Origin of the sequence: Ruegeria sp. HKCCSA071 (assembly GCF_017872555.1) — a bacterium.
Lineage (GTDB): Bacteria > Pseudomonadota > Alphaproteobacteria > Rhodobacterales > Rhodobacteraceae > Ruegeria.
In genome coordinates, this window is record NZ_JAEDOX010000004.1 from 157,452 (window position 1) to 180,138 (window position 22,687).

Below are 22,687 nucleotides of genomic sequence, written 5' to 3' on the forward strand. Positions count from 1 at the left end.
GCCCGATGTCATAACAGAACTACTGGTCTACTTCTTCAAAGCGTCCCGGATTTCCATCAGGATGTCCAGTTCGCTGGGACCTGCGGGCGCCTCTTCAGCCGCTTCTTCCTCTGCTTCGGCAGCGTCTTTGACCTTGTTCACCATTTTTACCAGCATGAAGACGACCCAGGCGATGATCAGGAAGTTGATAATAGCCATTATGAAAGCACCATAGGCAAAGACGGATGCGCCTGCTTCACGTGCCGCTTCAAGGCTGGCACCTTCTGCCACGTCACCTGCCAGAACGGCGTAGTTGTTCGTAAAGTCGATACCCCCTGTGAACAATCCAATAATCGGATTGATCAGATCGCCCACCAATGAGGTAACAATTGCAGTAAATGCGGCACCGATAATGATACCGACCGCCATGTCCATGACATTGCCCTTGGCAATGAAAGTCTTGAATTCTTCCAGCATAGCATCCCTCTAGTTTTTTTAGACCACGCCTCTGTTCACGCATGAGCGCATAGGAATTGTGCGTTAAACGCATGAAGAAGGGTATGTTTTTTAGGGGAAAGCCACCCTATTTTTCCCCAAACGGCATTACTCAGGGGGTTTCATGTCTCAACTTGCGCCTTTTTTCGTAACCGACAGATGGCCGGCGAAGGACCCCAGCATCCTTCAACTCTACTCCTATCCAACGCCAAACGGCGTTAAAGCCTCGATCATGCTTGAGGAAACCGGCCTGCCCTATGAGGCGCATCTGGTGACACTGGCAGATGCTGATGTCAAAAGCTCCGAGTTCCTGTCGCTGAACCCGAACAACAAGATCCCGGCAATAATCGACCCCGACGGCCCGGATGGTGTGCCGCTGGCCCTGTTCGAAAGCGGTGCCATCCTTCTGTATCTGGCCGAAAAAACAGGTAAGTTCCTGGGTCAAAGCGCAGCAGACAAACACCGGATCACCCAATGGCTGATGTTTCAGATGGGCGGCATCGGGCCAATGTTTGGCCAGCTCGGGTTTTTCTACAAGTTCGCTGGCAGCGCGATAGAAGATCCGCGCCCGCGCGAGCGTTACATCAACGAAGCCAAGCGCCTGCTGAACGTAGTGAACACGCAACTGGAAGGACAGGACTGGATCGCAGGCGAGTATTCCATCGCGGATATCGCGCTTGCTCCGTGGCTGAATGCGCTGGATTTCTATGGCGCAAAGGATGTGGTTGATTGGGACGGCTATTCCAATGTCGTCGCTTATGTTGATCGTTTCTTCCAACGCCCAGCGGTTCAGCGCGGCAAAGCCATACCGGCACGAGACTGATAACAGTTAAAAGAAATGGGGCGCCAAACCGGCGCCCCTTTCATCGATCAGCCGGGCAGAGCACCTGTCAGCACGTAACGCAGAATTTCGACCACCTGAGCAGGTTCTTCCGCAACGGCCAGTGCGGCGGCATCAACTTCTTTCAGCGCGTGCTGATGATCCGGGCCGTGCAGAACGATGATAGACTTGCCCAGTGCTGCAGCATAACCCGCGTCAAAGGCGGCGTTCCACTGTTTGTACTTGTCACCAAACCTGACGACGACAACATCCGCATCCGCAATCCCCTTGCGGGTCCGGATCGCATTGACCATCGCACCCTTGTGGTCGTGCCAATACTTGTTCGGCTCGGCCCCCAGAATGGCTACACCACAATCATCACTGGCCGCGTGATCGGTCACAGGACCGTTGAAGGTCACGTCCAACCCTTGCGCCCCATCGATGATCTGTTCACGCCAGTCGGTGTGGATTTCTCCGGAAAGATATACGTTCAGGCCCATGGCAAACTCCGCTGTTGTTCCCGACCAATTTAAGGGTCCCACACCCAAAGCCCAACGCGGATTCCGGAAAAACCTTACTTTTTACGAGCCACTAGGAATCGGCGGGCGTCACGGAAGGGGAAACTGTCGCTCTCGATGATGCTGAACCCGGCGCGTTCAAGGGCCGCATCAAGATCCGCCTCAGGCAGGAATCGCACAAACGGAGCCTTACCAAAGAACTGCATGATCGGAAGCGCGAGACGAACAGCGTAATACTTCAGGCTCGCCCCGCTGGACGGCCGGCAAAAGGTTTTCGAAATAAACAGTCCTCCGGGTCTAAGGACCGAGTGTACTCGGCTCAATGTCAGATCCAGATCTTCGACCAGATGCAAAAGGTTGAATGCCAACGCCGCATCAAATGAACCCTCAGGCGGTCGATTTGCATCAGCCTCGGCAAAGGTGACGTTTTCGATGCTTTGCGAAGCGGCGTTTCGACGTCCGACGGCCAACATACCGGGGGACACGTCGGTTGCAGTGATAGATCCTACATATCCGGACAGCTTCAGAGCAGTCATACCCGTGCCGCAACCAAGTTCCAGAACATCATCGGTTTTCTTCAGGTAAGACGCTGTCCGCTCCAGCGTATGCTCGTACGAAGCCATGTCTTTGATGGGCGAGCGGGCATATTTCTCGGCCACTCCATCCCAAAATTTCGCAGTGGTGGTCATAGAGGAGTCTCCTTTCAGCGAGAATTTATTCATGCGCAGACCGAATATAAATTGCTGAAATTTGCAGGTTTACTATACATTTTTGTATGAACGATTTTGGCAATTTTGATTGGAACCACATCCGGGCCTTTCTGGCGACGGCTGAAACCGGGTCATTTTCCGCAGCGGCACGGCAGCTACGGCAAACCCAGCCTACGCTTAGTCGCCAGATAGCATTGCTTGAACAGGACTTGGGTGTGATGCTGTTTGAACGGGTTGGCAGAACTCTTGAGATCACTCAGGCTGGATTGGAGCTGCTGGATCATACTCGCAAAATGGGGGACGCCGCCAACCGCATCGCGCTGACGGCATCCGGACAGGCACAATCCATTGAAGGCCGGGTTCGCATCACTGCCAGTGACGTGATGTCGGCCTATGTCTTGCCCGACCTGCTGCGCGAAATCCGGACGCAAGCCCCGCGCCTGCGGATTGACGTGATTGCCTCAAACGATATTCAGGATCTTATGCGGCGCGAGGCAGATATCGCGATCCGCCATGTCCGTCCTGATCAACCCGACCTAATCGCGAAGCTGGTACAGGAGGCGTCGGGGCATTTCTATGCAACCACAGAGTATCTCAACCGTGCGGGACGCCCGAAATCAAAGCAGGCCCTTTCACGGCATGAGTTCATCAGCTTTGGCGACAATAATCAGATGATCACCTATCTGAAACCGCTTGGCATTCACCTGACCAACGAGAATTTCCGGCTTGGGTCTCAGAACGGAATAGTGGCTTGGGAATACGCCAAACAAGGCTTTGGCATCGCGCCCATGTCGCAGACCGTCGGGGATGCGACACCAGGTATGGAGCGTGTGTGCCCCGGGATGGAGGCCATCACATTTCCGATCTGGTTGACCACGCATCGCGAGTTGCACACCAGCCGCCGCATCCGGCTGGTCTATGACTTACTGACCAAGTTCCTGTCCAAATAAAAACGCGCCCGAAGGCGCGCTTTCTATTTGAGCCTGTGAACTCTAACCGCGAAGTACCCCGCCCGTCGCCTTGGCAACCTTGGCAATGATCTTCTCGGCCACAGCTTCGATGTCTTTTTCCTTCAGAGTCGCCTCGGTCGGTTGCAGGCGCACTGTAATGGCAAGGGACTTTTTGCCTTCGCCAAGGCTGCCGCCGATGAATTCGTCAAAGACACGCACGCCCTCAATCAGTGCCTTGTCAGCGCCTGCGGCTGCGTTTACCAGCGTCAGCGCTTCGACATCGGCATCGACGACAAAGGCAAAATCACGCTCGACCGCCTGCAAATCGCGCAGTTCCAGCGCAGCACGTGTGGCACCAGATTTGCGGGGCAAAGGCACTTCGTCCGGCCAGATGGTGAACGCCATTGCCGGACCTTTTATGTCCATGGCCTGCAAAATGCGCGGGTGCAGCTCTCCGAAGACACCCAGTGTTTTTTTCGGACCCAGACAGACTTTGCCATGACGGCCCGGATGCCACCATGGATCGCCGTCGCGCAAAATCTGAACCTTTTCGGGTGCGCCAATGGCGGCCAGAACGGCCTCTACATCTGCCTTGGCGTCGAACACGTCCACTGGGCGCGCAGCACCGTGCACATCCTTGGGGCCAGAGCGTCCTACCAGCAGACCGGTGATCTGGGTTTTCTGATCACCCGGCTCGCCATTGTGAAAGACCGGACCGACCTCGAACAGGGCGACATCCGCGAAACCACGCGCCTGATTGCGGGCCGCAGCCTGCAACAGGCCGGGCAACAGATCGGGGCGCATATGGCTCATCTCGGATGAGATCGGGTTTTCCAGCATGGTCGTAGTTTCACCACCACCGAACAAAGCCGCCGAAGCCTGATCAATGAACGTATAACTGACGCATTCGTTATAACCCAACGCCGCGCAGGTACGGCGCGCCATGGACTGACGGCGTTGCGTCGGGGTCATTACCGGTTTCGGTATCCCCTCGGTCACGCGCGGCAGCGGCCTGCCTTGCAGCTTTGTCAAGGAAGCAATCCGCGCGACTTCTTCCACCAGATCGGCCTCGCCCAGGATGTCCGGGCGCCAGCTGGGGACATGGGCCATCTCGCCTTCCAGACGAAAGCCCAGACGGGTCAGGGTCTGTCGCTGTTCGCTTTCGGGAATATCCATCCCGACCAGAGACTGCACCCTTTCCGCATTCAGCTTGTAAGCACGCGCATGGTTCGGCGCTTTGCCAGCCTCAACCACGTTGGAGGCTTCTCCGCCGCAGATGTCCAGAATCATCTGGGTCGCGTGTTCCAGCCCCTCGCGGGTGTATTCCGGGTCGACACCCCGCTCGAACCGATAGCGCGCGTCGGAATTGATCTTGAGCGCACGGCCTGTGAGCGCAATTTGCACATGATCCCAGAACGCACTTTCGAGGAAAACGTTTACCGTTTCCTCGGTGCATCCCGTTTCCTCACCGCCCATGATGCCTGAAATCGATTCCGGGCCGTTGTCATCCGAAATCACCATCATGCCGGGTTGCAGCGTGTATTCTTTTTCATCCAGTGCGACCAGCGTCTCGCCGCCTTTGGCACGGTGCACCCGCAGGTTGCCCTGCACCTTGTCGGCATCGAACACGTGCAACGGGCGGTTGTGATCGTAGGTCATGTAATTGGTGATATCCACCAGCGCCGAGATCGGACGCAGACCTATGGCCTTCAACTGATCCTGCAGCCATTGCGGGCTGGGGCCATTCTTCACGCCACGGATCAGACGGCCGGTGAAATGCGGCGCGCCATCCAGCGTGTCCTCGTCGATCGTCACCTTGATCGGGCACTCGAAATCACCCGGAACAGGCGTATAATCACGCTGCTTCAACGTGCCAATTCCACGCGCGGCCAGATCGCGCGCAATCCCTTCAACCCCCAACGCATCCGGGCGGTTCGGAGTGATCGCGATTTCGATCATCGGATCGACTTTGGACGGGTCGTTTTCTGCAAGCCAGTCCACGAATGTATCACCCACTTCGCCCGAAGGCAGTTCGATGATGCCGTCATGTTCATCCGACAGCTCCAGCTCACGCTCGGACGCCATCATACCAAAGCTTTCGACGCCACGGATCTTGCCGACACTGATGGTCAGGTCCAGGCCAGGGATGTACATGCCCGGTTTGCAGACCACGACGGTGATCCCTTCACGCGCATTTGGCGCACCGCAGATGATCTGTAGCTCGCCCTCGTCCGTATCGACCTTGCAAACGCGCAGCTTGTCCGCGTCAGGGTGTTTCTCGGCGTGTTTCACATAGCCCAGTGTAAAACCTGCCAGCCGTTCGGCCGGGTTCACGATCTCTTCGACCTCAAGCCCGAGATCGGTCAGCGCCTCGGCGATTTCATCAACCGAAGCATCAGTGTCGAGGTGGTCTTTCAGCCAGGACAGAGTGAATTTCATTGCACGGGGCCTTTTTTGGCAAACATCCAGTCGGCACAGGCAATGGCAAAGAATGCGCCGGGGTGCAAGCGCTGCGCGTCACGGATAGCTGGGGGTGCGGCCCAAAAGCTCATCCAACTGCCGCCCAATCCAGCCATGCGGGATGAAATGCCCGCCGGGATGCGTGTCCAGCGTCACCTGCCCCTGCGTGCAATCGGTCCATTCCACTCGGCTAAGCGTCAGGAACGGTTCCACACTCCAATCACCCCGCGGAGTCGCTCCGTTGCAATTGTACTTTTCACGCCAAAGCGAGACCGGATGGGTCGTGTCGCCATTCGCGCCATAAGGAAAATCCATCATCGTATCGCTGAGCCCGTGTACATGGCGCGCCTCACGCGGGGCTTCGGGGCAGTTTTCTGTCTGGCGAATGCTGCCCGCAACGGCCAGCAAAGCAGCGACGTCATTGCCCGACTGGCACACATAGCGCCACGCCATCGCACCGCCGAAGGAATAGCCCGAGACATAGATGCGGTCAGGGTCAATCGGATAGCGCCTGGCGACATCCTCAAGCACCCAGTCGGCAAAAGGCACATCATCCGAGCGTGCGGACCAGAAATCCCAGCTTTTGCCCAAACCGTTCGGGGCCACCAGCAGCACACCCCGACGTTTCGTGGCCCCGGCAATCCGTTCGTGGTTCACCACCATGGTCCCCTGCCGCGCCCAACCATGAAAATGCAGCAGCACGGGCAGAGGTGTTTCACCATCCCAGCCATCAGGTTCTAGAACGTGATACGAGCGGTCACCGAGATCACAGGCAATATCGCCGTGGCATTCGGTTTTCCAGGGACCCATGGCAAAGGCAGGCGCGGTCATAAGCAGAAGAAGGCAGAACAATCGACAGATCATGCACCCGACCCTAACGGGGCATTCCGCCCTGTCACTTAACATATCGGTGTGGTCCGAACGTAGGCCGGGCTTCAGCCCGGCACCCACCCATCGCACATGGCGGGCTGAAGCCCGCCCTACATCAGGTCAAAACACCAAGCCGCGCTTAGCAGCCAAACCAACTGCTCACCACCACTTCCAAAACCCGCAATTGCGTTTGTTAATGAGGTCCTGAGTTTTTTCTCTCTGAATTCTATCGCGCATCTGAAACACTGCAGGCCGCAAAAGCTCGAAACCAGCAATTAGAATTCCGGGCAAGAACAGAAGTGCCGATGCAACAAAAGCAATCAGAACTGCAACCGGCTGGCTTTTCCAAACCCACAGCACAAACGTTGGCGTCACAAACATCGCGAGGAACAAACACAAACACCAAAGCAGTGGATGCCCAGAAGCCCTTTGCTTCCACCAATCCTTATATGCGGTCAGCCAGTCGTCCAATGTGCTCTCTACCGCGACAAACCACCATGCAGGTTCGGCATATCCAGCGCTGCAAACCCATAGTGGCGCAGCCAGCGCAGGTCGCTATCAAAGAACGCCCGCAAATCCGGAATGCCGTATTTCAGCATCGCCAGACGGTCGATGCCAATCCCGAATGCAAAACCCTGATAGACCTCGGGGTCGATCCCTCCAGCGGCGATCACCTTGGGGTGGACCATGCCGGAACCCAGAATCTCCATCCAGTCGTCGCCCTCGCCGATCTTCAGCTGACCGTTATCCCACGAACAGCGGATATCAACCTCGGCCGACGGCTCGGTGAAGGGGAAGTGCGAGGCGCGGAAGCGCAGTTCGACATCGTCGACCTCGAAGAACGCTTTCACGAACTCTTCCAGAACCCATTTCAGGTTCGCCATTGAGATATCCTTGTCGATGGCCAGCCCCTCGACCTGATGGAACATCGGCGTGTGGGTCTGGTCATAATCGGCACGGTACACCCCGCCCGGACAGATGACGCGGATCGGCGCGCCCTGTTTTTCCATCGACCGGATCTGCACCGGCGAGGTATGAGTGCGCAGCACGTGCGGCGGGCGGTTATCACCCTCGGCGCGGTGCATATAGAACGTGTCCATCTCGGCCCGTGCGGGGTGGTGACCGGGGATGTTCAGCGCGTCGAAATTGTACCAGTCGTCTTCAACACGCGGCCCTTCGGCCACCGAGAAGCCCAGTTCAGCAAAGATCGCGGTCAGTTCCTCGGTCGCCTGGCTGATCGGGTGAATTGATCCCTGACGGCGCGGGCGGGTCGGCAGGGTGACGTCCAGCCATTCGGTGCGCAGGCGCTCATCCAGTACAGCATCGGCCAGCGCGGCTTTCTTGGCGGACAGCGCCGAGTTGATCTCGTCCTTCAGGGCATTCAGCGCCGGGCCTGCGACCTGACGTTCTTCGGGCGTCATCTTGCCCAGCTCACGCATCTTCAGCGCGACCTCGCCTTTTTTGCCAACAGCCGCGACGCGGATCGCCTCAAGCGCGTTTTCGTCGCCTGCTTCGGCGATTTGGCCCAGATATTTTGCCTTAAGATCGTCCATGACGGCCCTCTGAATTTGGTCGAGAACCTGCTATCGGCCCCGCCCCGCGATTGCAAGCGGGACGGTGCGCATCAATAGCTGTATTCGGGATAAATCCGGGTCAGGTCGCCATTCCAGTCGCCATTGTAGTGTTCCAGCAACTCATCTGCCGGAACCTTGCCGGTGTCGATGCTTTCCTTCAGCGCGTTCAGGAAATGCGTCTCATCCGGGACCAGCCCACCGGCACCGGGGCGCGCGCGGGCTTTCAAGCCCGCCTCAGAGATCGCCACAACTTCACGCGCCAGATCATGCATGTTGACATTGCCAACCTGCGCCTGAAGCCCGTCTTTGGCCGCCGCAACACGCAGCCCCTCGCGCGTTTCGGCATCCCAACCTTTGACCAGATCCCACGCTGCATCCAGCGCGGTTTGGTCATAAGTCAGCCCAACCCAGAAGGCCGGCAAGGCGCAAAGCCGTCGCCAAGGGCCACCATCCGCGCCACGCATCTCCATGAACTTCTTGATCCGCGCCTCGGGGAAGGCCGTCGTCAGGTGATCGGCCCAATCCGACAGGGTCGGCGTTTCCCCCGGCAATGCAGGCAACTCACCTTTGAGGAAATCGCGAAACGACATGCCCAGCGCGTTGATGTACTGCCCGTCGCGGTAGACGAAATACATCGGCACATCGAGCGCGTATTGGACATAACGTTCGAATCCAAAGCCATCCTCGAACACGAAGGGCAACATGCCAGTGCGCGCATCGTCCAGATGTCGCCAGATATGGCTGCGCCAGCTTTTCTGGCCGTTCACTTTGCCTTCGAAGAACGGAGAATTGGCAAACAGCGCCGTCGCCACCGGCTGCAACGCCAGCGCCACGCGCAGTTTCTGTACCATGTCCGCCTCGGACCCGAAGTCGATATTGACCTGAACGGTACACGTCCGCCGCATCATGGCGCGGCCCATGGTGCCAACTTTTTCCATATAATCGTTCATCAGCCGATACCGCCCCTTGGGCATCAGCGGCATCTGGTCATGCGTCCAGATCGGCGCCGCGCCCAGACCGATGAATCCCACACCGATCTCATCGGCGATATCCTTCACCTCGCGCAGGTGAGTATTCACCTCATCGCAGGTTTCATGGATCGTCTCCAGAGGGGCGCCCGACAGCTCCAGCGCGCCACCCGGTTCAAGGCTGACATTTGCGCCGTCCTTTTCCAGACCGATCAGATGACCGGATTCACGGACCTCTTCCCAGCCGTGGCGATCCCGCAACCCCTCCAACACGGCGACAATGGATCGCTTTCCTTCAAAAGGCAGAGGTTTCAGCGTGTCCTTGCAATAGCCGAATTTCTCGTGCTCGGTGCCGATGCGCCAATCTTGCTTGGGTTTGCAACCCGATTCCAGATATTCGGCCAGTTGTTCATGGCGTTCGATCGGACCGCCGCCGGACTGAGGGATGGACATGAACCGTGCTCCGATCCTGCTGTGTCTGTTTTGAAGGTCAAGTCGTGGTCGCAAATGGCGTCAGTGTCAATGCAACGGCAAATGCGCCGGACGCGACGGTGTGCGTTCCCAGATAACGACCGGATGCCGCGATTTGCCGTTGAGTTCCGACAGCATTTGCTCGGTTTTGAGGCCAGGCAGGTTTGAGAACACGTCGAACAACGCCTCGGCTCCTTCTGCATTCACAGGAATGTGAAGCGTTGGCTGGCCCGGCTGATCCAGAACCCAATGTGCGGGGTCGGAGGTCGGGTCAAGGGCCAAACGCTCAATTTCGCGGGACGCGACGATGCCGCCATCCAAGGGGCCAAGATAAGTGATCTGACCTTCATCAATCGTCACGACACCTTGCCCGCCCACACCTGTTCTGAAGCGCGCGCGCTGTATGCCGATCACGGCCAAAGCCGCTGACACGACAATCAGAAACCAGCCTATCCAGGCCAACAGTCCGCCCGGCCCGCTGATCCAGCTCAGACCAAGGATCAGGACAAAAGCCGCGACCAGAACCTCGCGCCAACGCCAAAGCGCCAGTTTTGCTTCAGGTCGGATGAAACTCATGAGAGCACCCTTTGCGGTTCCTGAAGCAAAGCGACCTTGTACCAACCCACCTGTTGGAACCCAATCGCCTCATAGGCACGGGCGGCAGGTGCGTTGTTCGCAAACAGGATCGCTGCCGCCGCGCCCTCGGATTTTGCTTTCTGCATCAATGCGGTCGTGACCCGTCGACCCAGGCCGCGATTTCTGTTTTTTCGTGGAACAAAAACACCACCGACCTGAATTTGGTCGTGAACCTTGGCATTCACTGACGCCATGGCAACCGGCGCGTCGCCTTCCATCAGGACAATCGCCCTTCCTGCGGTCAATTCCGCCTCGACGCGCTCTGCCGCCAGCTCACGCGCCTCTTCGCCCGCGGCCTGTCCGGTATCCTCGATGTAATCCGTGAACCAAGTGTGCAGTCTTGCTCGATCATCGGCGCGCAAATCGCGATAAGGAACAGGTGCCTCGGTCAGACCGTGCAGGTCACGTCGATAAAGCGGTTCATCGTGATTCAACCGGTACTTCGCCTGCCCCAATCCCAGAGCGCCCAACGTCACCTCGACCTGATGTGCATCCCCCGTCATACCCAAAACGGTTTCGTCTTCGATCATCCGCGCGAAACACTCGGCAGCTTCGGTTTCGGCGTCGGGCAATTGAACCATCAGATAGCCCTTCTTGCTGAGCCCGAAGACACCTTGAACCCGGTCCTCACCCCAGATGAAGTAGCGGCTGGAATATTCATTCGCATTCAACCCCACCCCATGAGCCGCCAAATTGCTACGCAAAAACATCGAACTGTCAGGGTAGCGGGCCAGAAACCTCTCAAGCGCCGGGGCATCCGATTGAGCCGCCTCGCGAATCACGACCAATCCCCCAATGCCTGCTGCCACATGGTCAATGCGGCCACCGCCGCTGTATCCGCCCGCAGAATACGCGGGCCCAGACTGACCACATGCGCATAGGGTAAAGCCGACAGCCGTGCACGCTCAGCGTTGGAAAACCCGCCTTCCGGGCCGATGAGAATCGCCCAGGGGCGCCCTTTTTCGTTCGCTGCCAGCCGCAGGGCCGAGCCGACCTCGGCCTCGTTGCAGAACATCAACTGCCGACCTTCAGGCCAGGTCTTCAGCACGCGGTCCAGCCGCTGAAGGTCTGCCACCTCGGGCACGTAGGTTCCTCCGCATTGTTCAGCGGCTTCGATTGCATGAGCCTGAAGCCGGTCTTGCCGGATACGGTCTGCGTTGGTGAATTCGGTCTGAACTGGCAGGATGCGTGCCGCGCCCATTTCAGCTGCTTTTTCAACAATGAAATCGGTGCGCGCCTTTTTGATTGGCGCAAACAGGAACCACAGATCGGGGGGCAGCTGCAAAGGTTTGGTTTGCCTGATACAGGTCAGAGCGCCGCCACGCTTTCCCGACTCGGCGACCTCGGCCAGCCACTCTCCATCCTTACCGTTAAACAGCGCCACTGCTCCGCCAACCGGCAGTCGCATGACACCAAACAGATAGTGCGCCTGATCGCGCGTCAAAGGAACCGATTGCCCCTGACCCAAGGGCTGCTCTACATACAGTCTGATTTTCGCACTCATGAGACCTACATATGCAAGGCAATGCCCCAACACCAGATGGTCAAGTCGCCGATGCCGTCACCGGCAATTGGGTCGACACCCATGCCCCAGCCTTTGCCCGACCGTATCTGCGCCTCAGCCGCGCGGACCGGCCCATCGGCACATGGCTGTTGCTGCTTCCGTGTTGGTGGGGGCTGGCGCTGGCCATCCTGCATGACAGCCAACCCCGTTGGGGAGATCTGTGGATTGCCCTAGGCTGCGCATTCGGAGCTTTTTTGATGCGAGGTGCCGGTTGCACGTGGAATGACATTACAGACCGGGAATTTGACGCACAGGTTGAACGCACACGATCACGCCCGATACCGTCGGGGCAGGTCAGTGTCCGGCAAGCTGCGGCCTGGATGATCCTGCAAAGCCTTCTGGCGCTTGGCATTCTGCTCAGCTTCAATCAGGCGGCCATTGCCATGGGAGTGTTATCTTTGCTGCCGGTGACCGTTTATCCGTTTGCCAAGCGGTTTACCTGGTGGCCTCAGGTTTTTCTGGGTCTGGCCTTCAACTGGGGCGCATTGCTGGCCTGGACGGCGCATAGCGGGTCGCTCGGCTGGCCTGCTGTCACGCTGTACCTGTCCGGCATCGCGTGGACCCTGTTCTATGACACGATCTATGCACATCAGGATACCGAGGATGATGAACTGGTCGGCATCAAATCTACCGCGCGCCTGTTCGGCACCGACACAGCGAGATGGCTGAAGTATTTTCTGGTCGCAACGGTATCGCTGATGGGGCTGGCCATTATTGATGCCGGGGTGCCTGATGCGTCGATTCTGGCGTTGGGGATCGCGCTTTGCGGTCCCTGGGCCATGGGCTGGCACATGATGTGGCAATTGCGCGGGCTTGATACCGAAGACAACGCCAAGCTGCTGCTGCTGTTTCGGGCCAACCGCGATACCGGCTTTATTCCGCTGATCTTCCTCTGCGTCGCCTTGCTGCTCTGATTGCACCCGCTGAACGAGGCCTGTAAAGATCGGCGCAAACGCCTGAGGAGTGCCAAACCCAAACATGCGTCTGCCGTATTTTATCGCTGTTTCCCTGATCTTTCTTTTATCAGCCGGCCTGTCGCTTCTGGCAGCCAGCTATGCCGTTACCGAGATCGAAGAATCATCGGAACTTGCTGTACGGCGCTCGCTGGACCTGAAAGGACATGATTGGGCCGAGGTCGAAGCCGATGGTTTGCGGGTGGTCCTGACCGGCACAGCGCCGGATGAGGCGACCCGCTTTAACGCACTGACCGCCGCGGGAACCGAAGTTGATACATCCCGCGTAATCGACGAAATGGAAGTTATCGCAACTTCCGCCCTCGCAGCACCGCGCTTTTCGGTAGAAATCCTGCGCAATGACAGTGGAATATCGGTGATTGGCCTGATCCCGGCCAGTGAGAACAGGGACAAGCTGATCCAACGGCTTGGCAATCTGGACAGAACTGTTGCCGTTTCGGACCTGATGGAAACAGCAGATTACCCAAAGCCCAAAGGGTGGGATGCCGCAATTTCTTACGCGTTGGAGGCCCTGACCCACCTGCCCCGCGCCAAAATTTCCGCCAGCCCGGATCTGGTCAGGATCACGGCAATTGCCAACAGTCAGCAAGAAAAACAAAAACTGGAACGCGACCTGACGCGTACGGCACCGCCCAGCCTACGGGTTGGGCTGGCGATTTCAGCACCTCGCCCCGTCGTCACGCCTTTTACTTTGCGTTACCTGATCGACGAAGAAGGTGGGCATTTTGACGCCTGTTCCGCGCAGGATGAGAAGGCACGTGACCGGATCGTGGCCGCCGCGAAAAACGCCGGGTTGACGGGGCCTTATTCCTGCACCGTCGCCTTGGGCGAACCATCGCCACGCTGGCCAGAAGCAGCCGAGAAAAGCATTCAGGCGCTGTTCAGGATCGGTCAAGGATCGGTCACCATGTCAGACGCGGACATTACCCTGATTGCTGCCGAAGGAACCGATCCCGTGGTGTTCGACCGGGTTGTGGGCGAGCTTGAAACCGAGTTGCCTGCGGTCTTCGCATTGCACGCCGTTTTGCCCGAGCCTGAAACAACGAACGCAAATGGCCCGGTCGAGTTTTCGGCCACCCGCAGCCCTGAAGGGCTGGTGCAATTGCGCGGACGGCTGGGTGATGAAACTCTGCGCGACATGGTCGACAGCTACGCGCGCGCGGCCTTTGGGTCCGATCAGGTATATACCGCCACCCGCATCGTTTCGGATCTTCCAGCGGATTGGCCGGTACGTGTTCTGGCCGGTCTGGAGGCTTTGGGTCAGCTCCACAACGGCGTATTGACCGTCACACCCGATACGGTCGAGCTGATCGGCCTCAGCCACGAAGAAGACGCCAAGGCCCGTATCGCAGGTCAATTGTCCGACAAGTTGGGCGAGGGGCAGGAATACACCCTGACCATCACCTATCAGCCCCCACCGGAACCCGAGGACGCCCTGCCCGACCCGGAAGTCTGCGAAGCCCGGATCGCCGAAATTCAGGCCACCAGCAAGATCGCCTTTGAGCCCGGATCGGCCACGATTGCATCAGACTCGCGCGATGTGGTGAACCAGATTGCGGATATCCTGCGCGACTGCGGTCCGATCCGAATGGAGATTCAGGGCCACACAGACAGTCAGGGCCGCGAAGAGATGAACCAACAACTCAGCCAGGCGCGGGCACAATCCATCCTGAACGAATTGCGCGGGCGGCGTATTCCGACCAGCAGCTACACCGCTGTGGGATATGGGGAAACGCAACCCATCGCTGACAACGACACCGAAGAGGGCCGGGAAGAAAACCGCCGGATCGAGTTCCGTCTGATCCGCCCTGAGCCTGTTGCGAGTACCGAAACAGGCCTTGAAGCACTCGAGGTCGAGGCTGCGACGTCCGCAGAGGACCAAACCGACACGACCGCACCTGATGCGGATGCAGGGGACCAGTAAGTTGAACAGAACAGAATTCGTCATTGTCACTGCCATTATCCTGTTCGCAGCCTTCTGCATGGGCTGGTTTGCCAATTGGCTGGCGCATCGCCTGTCCCGCGTACGGCAAAGCGACGTCGCTGATCTGGACCGGATGAGTCAGGAGTTGCACGAGGCCGAGGAAACCCGCGATCAGGCCATCACCTATTTGCAGCAACGTGAGGCCGAATTGACGAACCAGCTGACCCAGACAGAAGCCGAGCTGGCAGCCGCGATGGATGGCCTTCGGGCCGCGCGTCAGGAGGCCGAAGAAATGCGCGGGCGGATCAACAACGCGGATTGAACGCACGGCCATGCACGGGCGCTCAAGTTTGCAAGTATAAGCTGGCGCTAAGTCACTACCACCGGGTCAGCGCGTCTTCGTCTTCATCTTTGGCAGCAACCCATTCCGCACCGGATCTGGTGATTTCCTTCTTCCAGAAGGGTGCGCGGGACTTCAGATAATCCATCAAGTATTCCGCTGCCTCAAAAGCATCTTTACGATGCGGCGCGGCTGTCGCCACCATCATGATCCTGTCCCCCGGCGCCAGCTGGCCATGGCGGTGAATCACCAGAACGTCACCCAATGACCACCGTTCCTTGGCTTCCTGGGCAATCTTGGTCAGGGCCCGTTCCGTCATACCCGGATAGTGTTCAATCTCCATCACATCCAGATCACCGCTTGCCAGGTCGCGCACAACGCCAGTGAAGGTGACAATGGCTCCGTTGGCATCATCCCCAGAAGCAAATGCGTTGGCCTCGGCCCCAAGATCGAAGGCTTCCTGCTGAACGGCGATCCGCATCGCTCAACCGCCTGTCATTGGCGGAAAAAATGCCACTTCCCGAACGCCCGACAGCGAGGCGTCGAAGTCCGACAACTCCTGATCCAGTGCAACGCGCAGAGCAGACAAATCGGCAAATGCCGCGGCATAGCGTTCTTCTCGCGCGCTCAACTCGGCCACCAGATCATTGACAGTGACTGCCTGCGTCTCGACCTTTTCCTTTGGCAAACCGATACGTTCGCGTACCCATGCAAAATACAGCACATCCATCCCTCAGATCTCCTTCAGATGTGGCATGGCTTTACGTAGGTAATCATAGCCGGTGATCAATGTCAGCGCCGCCGCAATCCACAGCAACCACAGCCCGACCTGACCCGACCAGAACATGCCGTTGATGTGCCAGCGCAGGTGGTTCACGTCTTCAACCTGCCCCGCGATGATCTGTTCCACCAGCTCGGCATCCATGCCGAAACTCGCCATCACGGCATAGTGTTCAAAGATACCCTGCGAGAACAGTACCGCGATGGCGATCATCTGCGCTGTTGTTTTCCACTTGGCCAGCTTTGTAACCTTCAGCGTCCCCGCCACATCGCCCAGAAATTCGCGCAGGCCCGAGACAAAAACCTCGCGGAACAAGATCACGGTGGCGGGTAGCACCAGCCATGGCGTCCAGTGTTCGGTCGAATAGCCAACCAGAATCATCAGCGCGATCACCACCATTGCCTTGTCGGCAATCGGGTCCAGCATCGCGCCCATCTTGGTTTCCTGTTTCCACGCACGGGCCAGATAGCCATCGAACCAATCGGTGATCGCCGCCGAAAGGAACAGGATCAAAGCGAACCAGTCCGCATAGGGCCGGGTGAAGTACAAAAACATAACGGCCAGACCGGGCGCAGCCAGCAGGCGTAGAACCGTCAGGATATTGGGCAAATTCCACTTCATGGCTTGGACCCTATATCGACGGTTCAAGACAGAAAAGACAAACCGGTAAAAAACTACATCACTCACAACAGCTTGGTCAAAGCGCCGCAGGTTCGACGCTTTGGACCTGGTGCACTTGGCGTTTCACATCTTTGCGGTCAGATTATCCGTCGACTGCAAAGCGGAACGTACAGGATGACAGCGCATATTCAAACCGACGCCCGGTCGAACATGGTCGGCAGCCTGTGGATGGTGGCGGCAATGGCGGGCTTTGCGCTGGAGGATGCGTTGCTGAAAACTGCATCGACGGCGCTTCCGATCTGGCAGGTACTGGTGCTGTTCGGGACGGGCGGGTCCGTAATCTTTGCCGCGCTGGTGCCGGCTCGTGGAAAACGCCTGACACACCCGGACGTTCTCTCCCGCCCGATGAAAGTTCGGGTGCTGTTCGAAGTCTTTGGTCGGCTGTTCTATGTGCTCGCCATCGCGTTGACGCCCTTGTCCTCGGCCACGGTGATCCTGCAAGCGACGCCGTTGGTCGTGGTCGCGGGCGCGGCATTATTCTTTGGTGAAACGGTTGGTTGGCGGCGATGGAGCGCAATTTTTGTCGGTATGATCGGCGTCGTCATTATTCTGCAACCGACCGGAGACAGTTTTTCACTGCTGTCGATACTGGCCGTGCTGGGTATGTTGGGGTTCGCAGGGCGTGATCTGGCCAGCCGCGCGGCCCCTGCCACACTTGGAACCGAAGTTCTGGGGTTTTATGGTTTCCTCAGCATTATCGCCGCGGGCCTTGCCTATCGGATGTGGGAAGGCGCCCCCATGACACCGGTTAGCATGCACACCAGCCTGCATCTGACGGGCGCGGTTCTGATGGGCGTCGTGGCCTATGCCTCGCTCATGAACGCAATGCGCACGGGTGAAGTGTCTGCCGTGACCCCGTTCCGCTATACGCGACTGCTGTTCGGTATCGGGTTGGGTATCGCCCTGTTCGGCGAAAGCCTGGACCGTACCATGTGGGTCGGCAGCGCGCTAATTGTGGCTTCGGGCCTGTATATCCTGTGGCGGGCGCGACAGGTCTAACCCTTGTCGTGGAAGAAATCATAAACTTTCTGAGCCAACCCGGCCGAGATCCCCTCGACCGCTTTCAGGTCCGCCAGATTGGCCCGGCTTACTGCTTTGGCGCTGCCGAAGTGAGTCAGTAAGGCGCGCTTGCGTGCAGCCCCAACGCCCGGAATTTCATCCAGCGGCGTGGCACCAACGGCCTTGGCGCGTTTCGCACGATGGGTGCCAATGGCAAAACGGTGCGCTTCGTCCCTTAGCCGTTGAACAAAGTACAAGACGGGATCGTTGCGTTTCAGCGCAAAGGGGCGCTGGCCGATCCGGTGAAATTCTTCCTTGCCGTGGTCACGGTCGACCCCTTTGGCAACACCGACCATCGGAATGTCTTCGACCCCGTGGGCCTGCATGATCTCGTGCACGGCGCTGACCTGTCCGGCACCGCCATCGATCAGCAGCAGGTCGGGCCAAAGCCCTTTGTCCCTGTCCGGATCTTCTTTTTGCAGGCGGGTGAAGCGACGGTTCAAAACCTCTTTCATCATGCCAAAATCATCACCCGGCATCAGGTCATCGCCACGAATATTGTACTTGCGATAGGCGTTTTTCATGAACCCGTCGGGCCCTGCCACGATCATGCCGCCAACTGCGTTGGTGCCCTGAATATGAGAGTTGTCGTAAACCTCGATCCGACCGGGCGGGCCATCCAGATCAAACGCCTCGGCCACACCGCGCAGCAACTTGGCCTGTGTCGCGCTTTCCGACATGCGCCGGGCCAGAGACTCTCGCGCATTGCGCAATGCACCTGCAACCAGTTCCTGTTTCTCCCCACGCTGCGGCACGAGAAGCTCGACCTTACGGCCAGCTTTTTCCGTCAAAGCTTCCTGCATCAGATCAGCGTTTTCGATCCCGTCCGACAAAATCAACTGCCGCGGCGGTTCCTTGTTGTCGTAGAACTGACCAAGGAAAGCTTCCATCACCTCGGCCGGAGATACATCTTGTCCTACACGCGGGTAAAAATCCTTGTTGCCCCAGTTCTGGTTGGCACGGATGAAGAACACCTGAACACAGGCCTGCCCGCTGTCCATATAAAGACCGATCACATCCGCCTCGGTTACACCGCGCGGATTGATACCCTGTGAAGTTTGAACCTGCGTCAGCGCACGGATACGGTCACGCAGACCGGCGGCGCGTTCGAACTCCATGGCCTCGGACGCGGCCGTCATCTGTTCAGCCAGTTCCTCCTGCACCTTGGTCGAGCGCCCCGACAGGAAACGTTCTGCATCCTTTACGCTTTCACTGTAATCCTGTTCCGAAATCAAACCGACACACGGCCCCGAGCACCGTTTGATTTGATAGAGCAAACAGGGCCGCGTACGGCTGTCAAACATGGAATCCGAACAGTTGCGCAGCAGGAATGCCTTTTGCAGCTGGTTCAACGTGCGGTTTACAGCACCCGCGCTGGCAAACGGCCCGAAATAGGCGCCTTTTTCCTTCTTGGCCCCGCGGTGTTTCTTGATCTGAGGAAAGTCATGATCCTTGGCGACCAGGATGTTTGGAAAGCTTTTGTCGTCCCGCAGCAGCACATTGTATTTCGGTTTAAGCTGCTTGATCAGGTTCTGCTCCAGTAGCAGCGCCTCGGTTTCCGTTCTTGTCGTCAGAAACATCATAGAAGCGGTCGAGGCAATCATCTTCTCGATCCGCCCCGAATGACCCGGCCTTGTATAGTTCGATACCCGCGCCTTCAGGTTTCGCGCTTTGCCCACGTATAAAACCCGGCTGTCGGCATCCAGCATCCTGTACACCCCCGGTGAGCTGTCCAGCGTCTTTGCGTAACGCTGAATGCAGGCATAACCGGTCGGGGACGATTCACTGTGGGTAGTCATGGGTTTCCGATATGATTCTCTTTTACTGGCTGCAATCTTGCGGGCCTCAGATCAAGAGAAAACAAATCCACGATTCCTGTGGATAAGTGTGAAGATAAGTTTTCACAGTCTTAGAATTTCCCTTGTTTCATTACCACTTCATCAACCTGCACAAAAAATAGGCACATTATCAAGCTATTGATTTTGATGGTTATTTTTTCAGGCATTTAGCAAGTGTATGAAAAAAAAGACATTTTTGTAACACGTAGGTAACATGAACGTGCGCGGTGCAAAACTTGCAACGGAAATGCTCATTCCACACCCAGAACATCCGGTGTTTTCCACCCCAGGTGCTGACCGCCATCCACGCATATCAGTTGTCCCGTTACCGCATGCGCATCCAGAAAAAACCCCAATGCGGCAGTGATATCCGATGGATTTGACCCGCGTTCCAGAACAGTATTCGATCGTTGCGCCTGGAAATGCTCGGCGCTTTGACGATGCCCCTGTACCGTCGGGCCAGGCCCAATAGCATTGACCCGGATTGCCGGGGAAAGCGCCTGTGCCGAGGTGCGGGTCAGCGTCCATAGCCCCATTTTGGCAATGGTGTAAGACATGAACTCGGGTGTCAGCTTGCGTACACGCATGTCCACCATGTTGATGATCAGACCGGTCGCAAGGGGTTCGCCATTTTCGTCTGTGTCCGGGGCCAGCCCCTGCCCGGCCATGGCTTGGGTCAAAACGAACGGTGCGCGCAGATTGCTGTCGAGATGGCGGTCCCAGCTTTGGCGGGTTGCGGTGTGAACGCTGTCATATTCAAAGATTGAGGCGTTGTTCACCAGACAGGTGATCGGCCCACCCAGAGCCTCGGCTGCTTTGGGCAGCAGGTCCTGCACCTGGGCCTCATCGAGCAGATCGGCCTGCAAGGCCACCGACCGTCGGCCCAATGCCTGTACCTCCGCCACAGTCTCGTGCGCGGGACGTTCTGAGGACGCATAGTGAACGGCGACATCATATCCACGTCCGGCCAGATAAAGCGCCATGGCCCGGCCAAGGCGAATACCGGCACCGGTCACTAAAGCTCGGGTCATGCTTCACCTCGTTTTGTCAGATCACACCAGCAATACTGTGATATAAAGCGCATAAAGGAAGGTCAGTACCAGACCCCAAACGCGAGAGATATCCTGCTTGAAAACAACAAAGGGAACCAGAAGCAGCGAAGCGCCCAGCATGACCCAAAGGTCAAAATACAGGAAACCGGGATCAACCGGGATACGCCCGAACCAGGTTGCGATCCCGATAATGGCCAGAAGATTGAACATGTTCGATCCGATCACGTTGCCTAGGGCCACATCGGCCTGCCTGCGCAACGCGGCCATGACGGTTGTTGCCAGTTCGGGTAAAGACGTTCCGACCGCAATCAGGGTCAGACCGATAACCGTCTCACTGACACCATAGGTTCGGGCGATGACCGTCGCATTTTCCACCAGCAGGTGTGCCCCCATTGGAAGGCCGACAAGGCCTAGGATCAGGTAAACCGATACCTTCCAGTAAGGCATGTCAGGATCGGCTTCTTCTAGGCCTTCAAGGTCGTCGTCATCGGCACAGGCTTCCCCACAGGCCTTGCGGTGCGCCTTTGCTTCACGAAAGGCATTCATCAGAACCAGGCCCAAAGCCGCCAGCAGGATCAGGCCGCTGACGACGGTGAATGTTCCACAAAACGCCAACCCTATGAACAAGGCCGTCGCCATCAGCATGAAGGCATAGTTCCTACGGCTGTCGCACTCGCTGGTGTGGATCGTTGCCAGCATCGCTGGAAGGCCAAGAACCAACAGGATGTTGGCCGTGTTTGATCCGACAACATTACCCAGCGCGATACCCGGTGCGTGTTCCTTGACGGCGCTGATAGCAATCAGCAACTCGGGCGCGGACGTGCCGAAGGCCACAATCGTAAGGCTGACGATCAGAGCCGGGACACCTAAACGCAGGCTCAGGTTCACTGCGCCACGCACCAAGGCATCGCCTGCCAGCAACAGGATCAACAAGCCAAGACCAGACAGCAGCCACGTGGTGATCAAGCCCGGCCTCCTTTTTCACAGGTACAGGGGCCCTTTCCGATGCGATACCGACCGCATCGCGGACATTTTGCCGAGCTCAGCTTTTTCTGCCCGGGAAACCGCAACTTGCCGAACATTGCCAATACGCCCATAGCGATCAGAAAAAGAGTGACAGCCTTTACGATCACGTCACAAACCGAAACGCGCGTAGGCTGCCCGCTCCTCTAATCCTGCAATAGCGTCCTGCGCCAGGTTGGCCCCAAACCGGGTCCAGATCGGTTTTTTCACGCCATAGCGGCGGAATTTGACCTTGTCACCGAAACGGTCCTGCATCTTTGGCTTCAGATGGGCGATGCCGTCGATCAGCCCCAGTTCCTGCGCGCGACGCGCCAGCCAGACCTCGCCCGTGAACAGATCCGCTTCCTGATTCAGCTTGTCCCCGCGCCGATCTTTGACATGCGCAATGAAATTCTCGTGGATATCACCCAACAACCCTTGCAGGCGGGCCACATCCTCTTTCTTTTCTGGTGAAAACGGGTCGAGCATGGACTTCGATTTCCCGGCGGTATGGACCCGCCGCTCAAACCCTTGCCGCGCCAGAAAGACATGCGCGCCAAATCCAGCCGAGATCACACCGATCGATCCCAGTACGGAATTGTTATCGGCCCAGATCTCATCCGCTGCGGCGGCCAGCCAATACCCACCGGATGCAGCGACGTCCTCGACAAAAGCGAAAACTGGCACGTTCAGTTCTTCTGATAAACTTCGAATGCGCGCACCGATCATTGAACTTTGGACAGGGGATCCGCCTGGTGAATTAATCTCAAGCGCCACGGCCGCAGGTTTTCCCTTGCGAAAGGCTTTCTCGAGAACCGGCGCCAGCGTGGCGTCGTTCAAGGACCCGCGCCCGGCCATTCCAATGGCTCCGGACAGGCGGACGATGGCCACACAGGGGTGTTTTTTGACGAACGGCAGGCTGAGCTTCATGGGTGCCGATGTAGAGTGCCGCCATCCCGTAAACAAGGGACTCTTCGAACCTTGAACGCGACGTGAACCAGATTCACACACTCGATGGGCA

General features: G+C 57.7%; 24 protein-coding genes. 6 read left to right on the forward strand and 18 right to left on the reverse strand.

Annotated features, from left to right (window positions below; translation table 11 throughout):
- Positions 1 to 27: 27 nt before the first annotated feature.
- Positions 28 to 456 carry a large conductance mechanosensitive channel protein MscL gene (gene mscL / locus I9188_RS11720; protein WP_209506643.1) on the reverse strand — a complete coding sequence of 143 codons (429 nt, stop codon included), beginning with the start codon at positions 454 to 456 and terminating at the stop codon, positions 28 to 30.
- Positions 457 to 598: 142 nt separating this feature from the next.
- Here mscL and I9188_RS11725 point away from each other — a divergent pair, with 142 nt between their 5' ends.
- Positions 599 to 1,297 carry a glutathione S-transferase N-terminal domain-containing protein gene (locus I9188_RS11725; RefSeq protein WP_209506644.1) on the forward strand — a complete coding sequence of 233 codons (699 nt, stop codon included), beginning with the start codon at positions 599 to 601 and terminating at the stop codon, positions 1,295 to 1,297.
- 47 nt (positions 1,298 to 1,344) lie between these two features.
- On the opposite strand, the gene I9188_RS11730 is transcribed toward I9188_RS11725, so the two are convergent.
- Complete coding sequence (locus tag I9188_RS11730; protein ID WP_209506645.1) at positions 1,345 to 1,794, reverse strand: YtoQ family protein; 450 nt, start codon at positions 1,792 to 1,794, stop codon at positions 1,345 to 1,347.
- Positions 1,795 to 1,868: 74 nt separating this feature from the next.
- Positions 1,869 to 2,501: a class I SAM-dependent methyltransferase gene (locus I9188_RS11735; protein ID WP_209506646.1), complete on the reverse strand. Its 633-nt coding sequence runs from the start codon at positions 2,499 to 2,501 to the stop codon at positions 1,869 to 1,871.
- 86 nt (positions 2,502 to 2,587) lie between these two features.
- On the opposite strand from I9188_RS11735, the gene I9188_RS11740 reads away from it, so the two are divergent.
- Positions 2,588 to 3,472 (forward strand): LysR family transcriptional regulator, encoded by an 885-nt coding sequence (locus I9188_RS11740; protein ID WP_209506647.1) that lies wholly within the window; start codon positions 2,588 to 2,590, stop codon positions 3,470 to 3,472.
- Between the two features lie 42 nt (positions 3,473 to 3,514).
- Here the strand turns inward: I9188_RS11740 and pheT are convergent, their stop codons facing one another.
- The 8 genes from pheT to I9188_RS11780 all read right to left on the reverse strand — a co-directional run bounded on the left by pheT (position 3,515) and on the right by I9188_RS11780 (position 11,955).
- A complete protein-coding gene (pheT, locus tag I9188_RS11745) occupies positions 3,515 to 5,911 on the reverse strand; it encodes a phenylalanine--tRNA ligase subunit beta (protein ID WP_209506648.1) in 2,397 nt (798 codons plus the stop codon).
- A 78-nt stretch (positions 5,912 to 5,989) separates the two neighbouring features.
- Positions 5,990 to 6,763, reverse strand: a complete 774-nt coding sequence (locus I9188_RS11750) for a polyhydroxybutyrate depolymerase (RefSeq protein WP_245223716.1) — start codon at positions 6,761 to 6,763, stop codon at positions 5,990 to 5,992.
- A gap of 198 nt (positions 6,764 to 6,961) precedes the next feature.
- Positions 6,962 to 7,273 carry a hypothetical protein gene (locus tag I9188_RS11755; RefSeq protein WP_209506650.1) on the reverse strand — a complete coding sequence of 104 codons (312 nt, stop codon included), beginning with the start codon at positions 7,271 to 7,273 and terminating at the stop codon, positions 6,962 to 6,964.
- Between the two features lie 8 nt (positions 7,274 to 7,281).
- Positions 7,282 to 8,355, reverse strand: coding sequence for a phenylalanine--tRNA ligase subunit alpha (gene pheS / locus I9188_RS11760; protein ID WP_209506651.1), 1,074 nt, complete (start codon positions 8,353 to 8,355; stop codon positions 7,282 to 7,284).
- 71 nt (positions 8,356 to 8,426) lie between these two features.
- On the reverse strand, positions 8,427 to 9,797 hold the full coding sequence (locus I9188_RS11765) for a glutamate--cysteine ligase (protein WP_209506652.1): 1,371 nt from the start codon (positions 9,795 to 9,797) through the stop codon (positions 8,427 to 8,429).
- 66 nt (positions 9,798 to 9,863) lie between these two features.
- Positions 9,864 to 10,391, reverse strand: coding sequence for a hypothetical protein (locus I9188_RS11770; protein WP_209506653.1), 528 nt, complete (start codon positions 10,389 to 10,391; stop codon positions 9,864 to 9,866).
- Positions 10,388 to 11,161 (reverse strand): GNAT family N-acetyltransferase, encoded by a 774-nt coding sequence (locus I9188_RS11775; protein ID WP_209599619.1) that lies wholly within the window; start codon positions 11,159 to 11,161, stop codon positions 10,388 to 10,390. The genes I9188_RS11770 and I9188_RS11775 overlap by 4 nt, the downstream gene beginning before the upstream one ends.
- A gap of 68 nt (positions 11,162 to 11,229) precedes the next feature.
- A complete protein-coding gene (locus I9188_RS11780) occupies positions 11,230 to 11,955 on the reverse strand; it encodes a 16S rRNA (uracil(1498)-N(3))-methyltransferase (RefSeq protein ID WP_209506655.1) in 726 nt (241 codons plus the stop codon).
- A gap of 11 nt (positions 11,956 to 11,966) precedes the next feature.
- On the opposite strand from I9188_RS11780, the gene ubiA reads away from it, so the two are divergent.
- From ubiA to I9188_RS11795, 3 genes are all read left to right on the forward strand, one after another.
- Positions 11,967 to 12,929 carry a 4-hydroxybenzoate octaprenyltransferase gene (gene ubiA, locus I9188_RS11785; RefSeq protein WP_209506656.1) on the forward strand — a complete coding sequence of 321 codons (963 nt, stop codon included), beginning with the start codon at positions 11,967 to 11,969 and terminating at the stop codon, positions 12,927 to 12,929.
- A 64-nt stretch (positions 12,930 to 12,993) separates the two neighbouring features.
- A complete protein-coding gene (locus I9188_RS11790; RefSeq protein ID WP_209506657.1) occupies positions 12,994 to 14,913 on the forward strand; it encodes an OmpA family protein in 1,920 nt (639 codons plus the stop codon).
- A gap of 1 nt (position 14,914) precedes the next feature.
- Complete coding sequence (locus I9188_RS11795; RefSeq protein ID WP_209506658.1) at positions 14,915 to 15,235, forward strand: hypothetical protein; 321 nt, start codon at positions 14,915 to 14,917, stop codon at positions 15,233 to 15,235.
- 55 nt (positions 15,236 to 15,290) lie between these two features.
- On the opposite strand, the gene I9188_RS11800 is transcribed toward I9188_RS11795, so the two are convergent.
- Genes I9188_RS11800 through pgsA form a run of 3 tightly spaced genes read right to left on the reverse strand, consistent with a single transcriptional unit; the run spans position 15,291 to position 16,655 of the window.
- Positions 15,291 to 15,734 carry a molybdenum cofactor biosynthesis protein MoaE gene (locus I9188_RS11800; RefSeq protein ID WP_209506659.1) on the reverse strand — a complete coding sequence of 148 codons (444 nt, stop codon included), beginning with the start codon at positions 15,732 to 15,734 and terminating at the stop codon, positions 15,291 to 15,293.
- 3 nt (positions 15,735 to 15,737) lie between these two features.
- Positions 15,738 to 15,983, reverse strand: coding sequence for a molybdopterin converting factor subunit 1 (gene moaD, locus I9188_RS11805; protein WP_209506660.1), 246 nt, complete (start codon positions 15,981 to 15,983; stop codon positions 15,738 to 15,740).
- Between the two features lie 3 nt (positions 15,984 to 15,986).
- Positions 15,987 to 16,655 (reverse strand): CDP-diacylglycerol--glycerol-3-phosphate 3-phosphatidyltransferase, encoded by a 669-nt coding sequence (pgsA, locus tag I9188_RS11810; RefSeq protein WP_209506661.1) that lies wholly within the window; start codon positions 16,653 to 16,655, stop codon positions 15,987 to 15,989.
- A gap of 174 nt (positions 16,656 to 16,829) precedes the next feature.
- Between pgsA and I9188_RS11815 the strand changes: the two genes are divergently transcribed.
- The gene (locus I9188_RS11815; RefSeq protein WP_209506662.1) at positions 16,830 to 17,714 is read left to right on the forward strand and encodes a DMT family transporter; all 885 of its coding nucleotides are present in this window, start codon (positions 16,830 to 16,832) and stop codon (positions 17,712 to 17,714) included.
- Here I9188_RS11815 and uvrC read toward each other — a convergent pair.
- From uvrC to I9188_RS11835, 4 genes are all read right to left on the reverse strand, one after another.
- Entirely contained in the window at positions 17,711 to 19,573 is a 1,863-nt protein-coding gene (gene uvrC / locus I9188_RS11820) for an excinuclease ABC subunit UvrC (RefSeq protein ID WP_209506663.1), read from the reverse strand. The genes I9188_RS11815 and uvrC overlap by 4 nt on opposite strands.
- 290 nt (positions 19,574 to 19,863) lie before the next feature.
- The gene (locus I9188_RS11825; protein WP_209506664.1) at positions 19,864 to 20,643 is read right to left on the reverse strand and encodes an SDR family oxidoreductase; all 780 of its coding nucleotides are present in this window, start codon (positions 20,641 to 20,643) and stop codon (positions 19,864 to 19,866) included.
- 21 nt (positions 20,644 to 20,664) lie between these two features.
- Positions 20,665 to 21,627: a calcium/sodium antiporter gene (locus I9188_RS11830; RefSeq protein WP_209506717.1), complete on the reverse strand. Its 963-nt coding sequence runs from the start codon at positions 21,625 to 21,627 to the stop codon at positions 20,665 to 20,667.
- A 171-nt stretch (positions 21,628 to 21,798) separates the two neighbouring features.
- Entirely contained in the window at positions 21,799 to 22,596 is a 798-nt protein-coding gene (locus I9188_RS11835) for a S49 family peptidase (RefSeq protein WP_209506665.1), read from the reverse strand.
- Between the last annotated feature and the right edge of the window lie 91 nt (positions 22,597 to 22,687).

What these genes read in the sequence shown, in the direction of transcription:
- I9188_RS11765 (WP_209506652.1), bottom strand. Translation starts at nt 9,797, where the DNA reads ATGTCCATCCCTCAGTCCGGCGGCGGTCCGATCGAACGCCATGAACAA.
- uvrC (WP_209506663.1), bottom strand. Translation starts at nt 19,573, where the DNA reads ATGACTACCCACAGTGAATCGTCCCCGACCGGTTATGCCTGCATTCAG.
- I9188_RS11825 (WP_209506664.1), bottom strand. Translation starts at nt 20,643, where the DNA reads ATGACCCGAGCTTTAGTGACCGGTGCCGGTATTCGCCTTGGCCGGGCC.
- I9188_RS11740 (WP_209506647.1), top strand. Translation starts at nt 2,588, where the DNA reads ATGAACGATTTTGGCAATTTTGATTGGAACCACATCCGGGCCTTTCTG.
- I9188_RS11815 (WP_209506662.1), top strand. Translation starts at nt 16,830, where the DNA reads ATGACAGCGCATATTCAAACCGACGCCCGGTCGAACATGGTCGGCAGC.
- mscL (WP_209506643.1), bottom strand. Translation starts at nt 456, where the DNA reads ATGCTGGAAGAATTCAAGACTTTCATTGCCAAGGGCAATGTCATGGAC.
- I9188_RS11735 (WP_209506646.1), bottom strand. Translation starts at nt 2,501, where the DNA reads ATGACCACCACTGCGAAATTTTGGGATGGAGTGGCCGAGAAATATGCC.
- moaD (WP_209506660.1), bottom strand. Translation starts at nt 15,983, where the DNA reads ATGGATGTGCTGTATTTTGCATGGGTACGCGAACGTATCGGTTTGCCA.
- I9188_RS11725 (WP_209506644.1), top strand. Translation starts at nt 599, where the DNA reads ATGTCTCAACTTGCGCCTTTTTTCGTAACCGACAGATGGCCGGCGAAG.
- ubiA (WP_209506656.1), top strand. Translation starts at nt 11,967, where the DNA reads ATGCAAGGCAATGCCCCAACACCAGATGGTCAAGTCGCCGATGCCGTC.
- pheS (WP_209506651.1), bottom strand. Translation starts at nt 8,355, where the DNA reads ATGGACGATCTTAAGGCAAAATATCTGGGCCAAATCGCCGAAGCAGGC.
- I9188_RS11790 (WP_209506657.1), top strand. Translation starts at nt 12,994, where the DNA reads ATGCGTCTGCCGTATTTTATCGCTGTTTCCCTGATCTTTCTTTTATCA.
- I9188_RS11835 (WP_209506665.1), bottom strand. Translation starts at nt 22,596, where the DNA reads ATGAAGCTCAGCCTGCCGTTCGTCAAAAAACACCCCTGTGTGGCCATC.
- I9188_RS11780 (WP_209506655.1), bottom strand. Translation starts at nt 11,955, where the DNA reads ATGAGTGCGAAAATCAGACTGTATGTAGAGCAGCCCTTGGGTCAGGGG.
- I9188_RS11800 (WP_209506659.1), bottom strand. Translation starts at nt 15,734, where the DNA reads ATGCGGATCGCCGTTCAGCAGGAAGCCTTCGATCTTGGGGCCGAGGCC.
- pheT (WP_209506648.1), bottom strand. Translation starts at nt 5,911, where the DNA reads ATGAAATTCACTCTGTCCTGGCTGAAAGACCACCTCGACACTGATGCT.
- I9188_RS11770 (WP_209506653.1), bottom strand. Translation starts at nt 10,391, where the DNA reads ATGAGTTTCATCCGACCTGAAGCAAAACTGGCGCTTTGGCGTTGGCGC.
- I9188_RS11750 (WP_245223716.1), bottom strand. Translation starts at nt 6,763, where the DNA reads ATGACCGCGCCTGCCTTTGCCATGGGTCCCTGGAAAACCGAATGCCAC.
- I9188_RS11775 (WP_209599619.1), bottom strand. Translation starts at nt 11,161, where the DNA reads ATGTTTTTGCGTAGCAATTTGGCGGCTCATGGGGTGGGGTTGAATGCG.
- I9188_RS11730 (WP_209506645.1), bottom strand. Translation starts at nt 1,794, where the DNA reads ATGGGCCTGAACGTATATCTTTCCGGAGAAATCCACACCGACTGGCGT.
- pgsA (WP_209506661.1), bottom strand. Translation starts at nt 16,655, where the DNA reads ATGAAGTGGAATTTGCCCAATATCCTGACGGTTCTACGCCTGCTGGCT.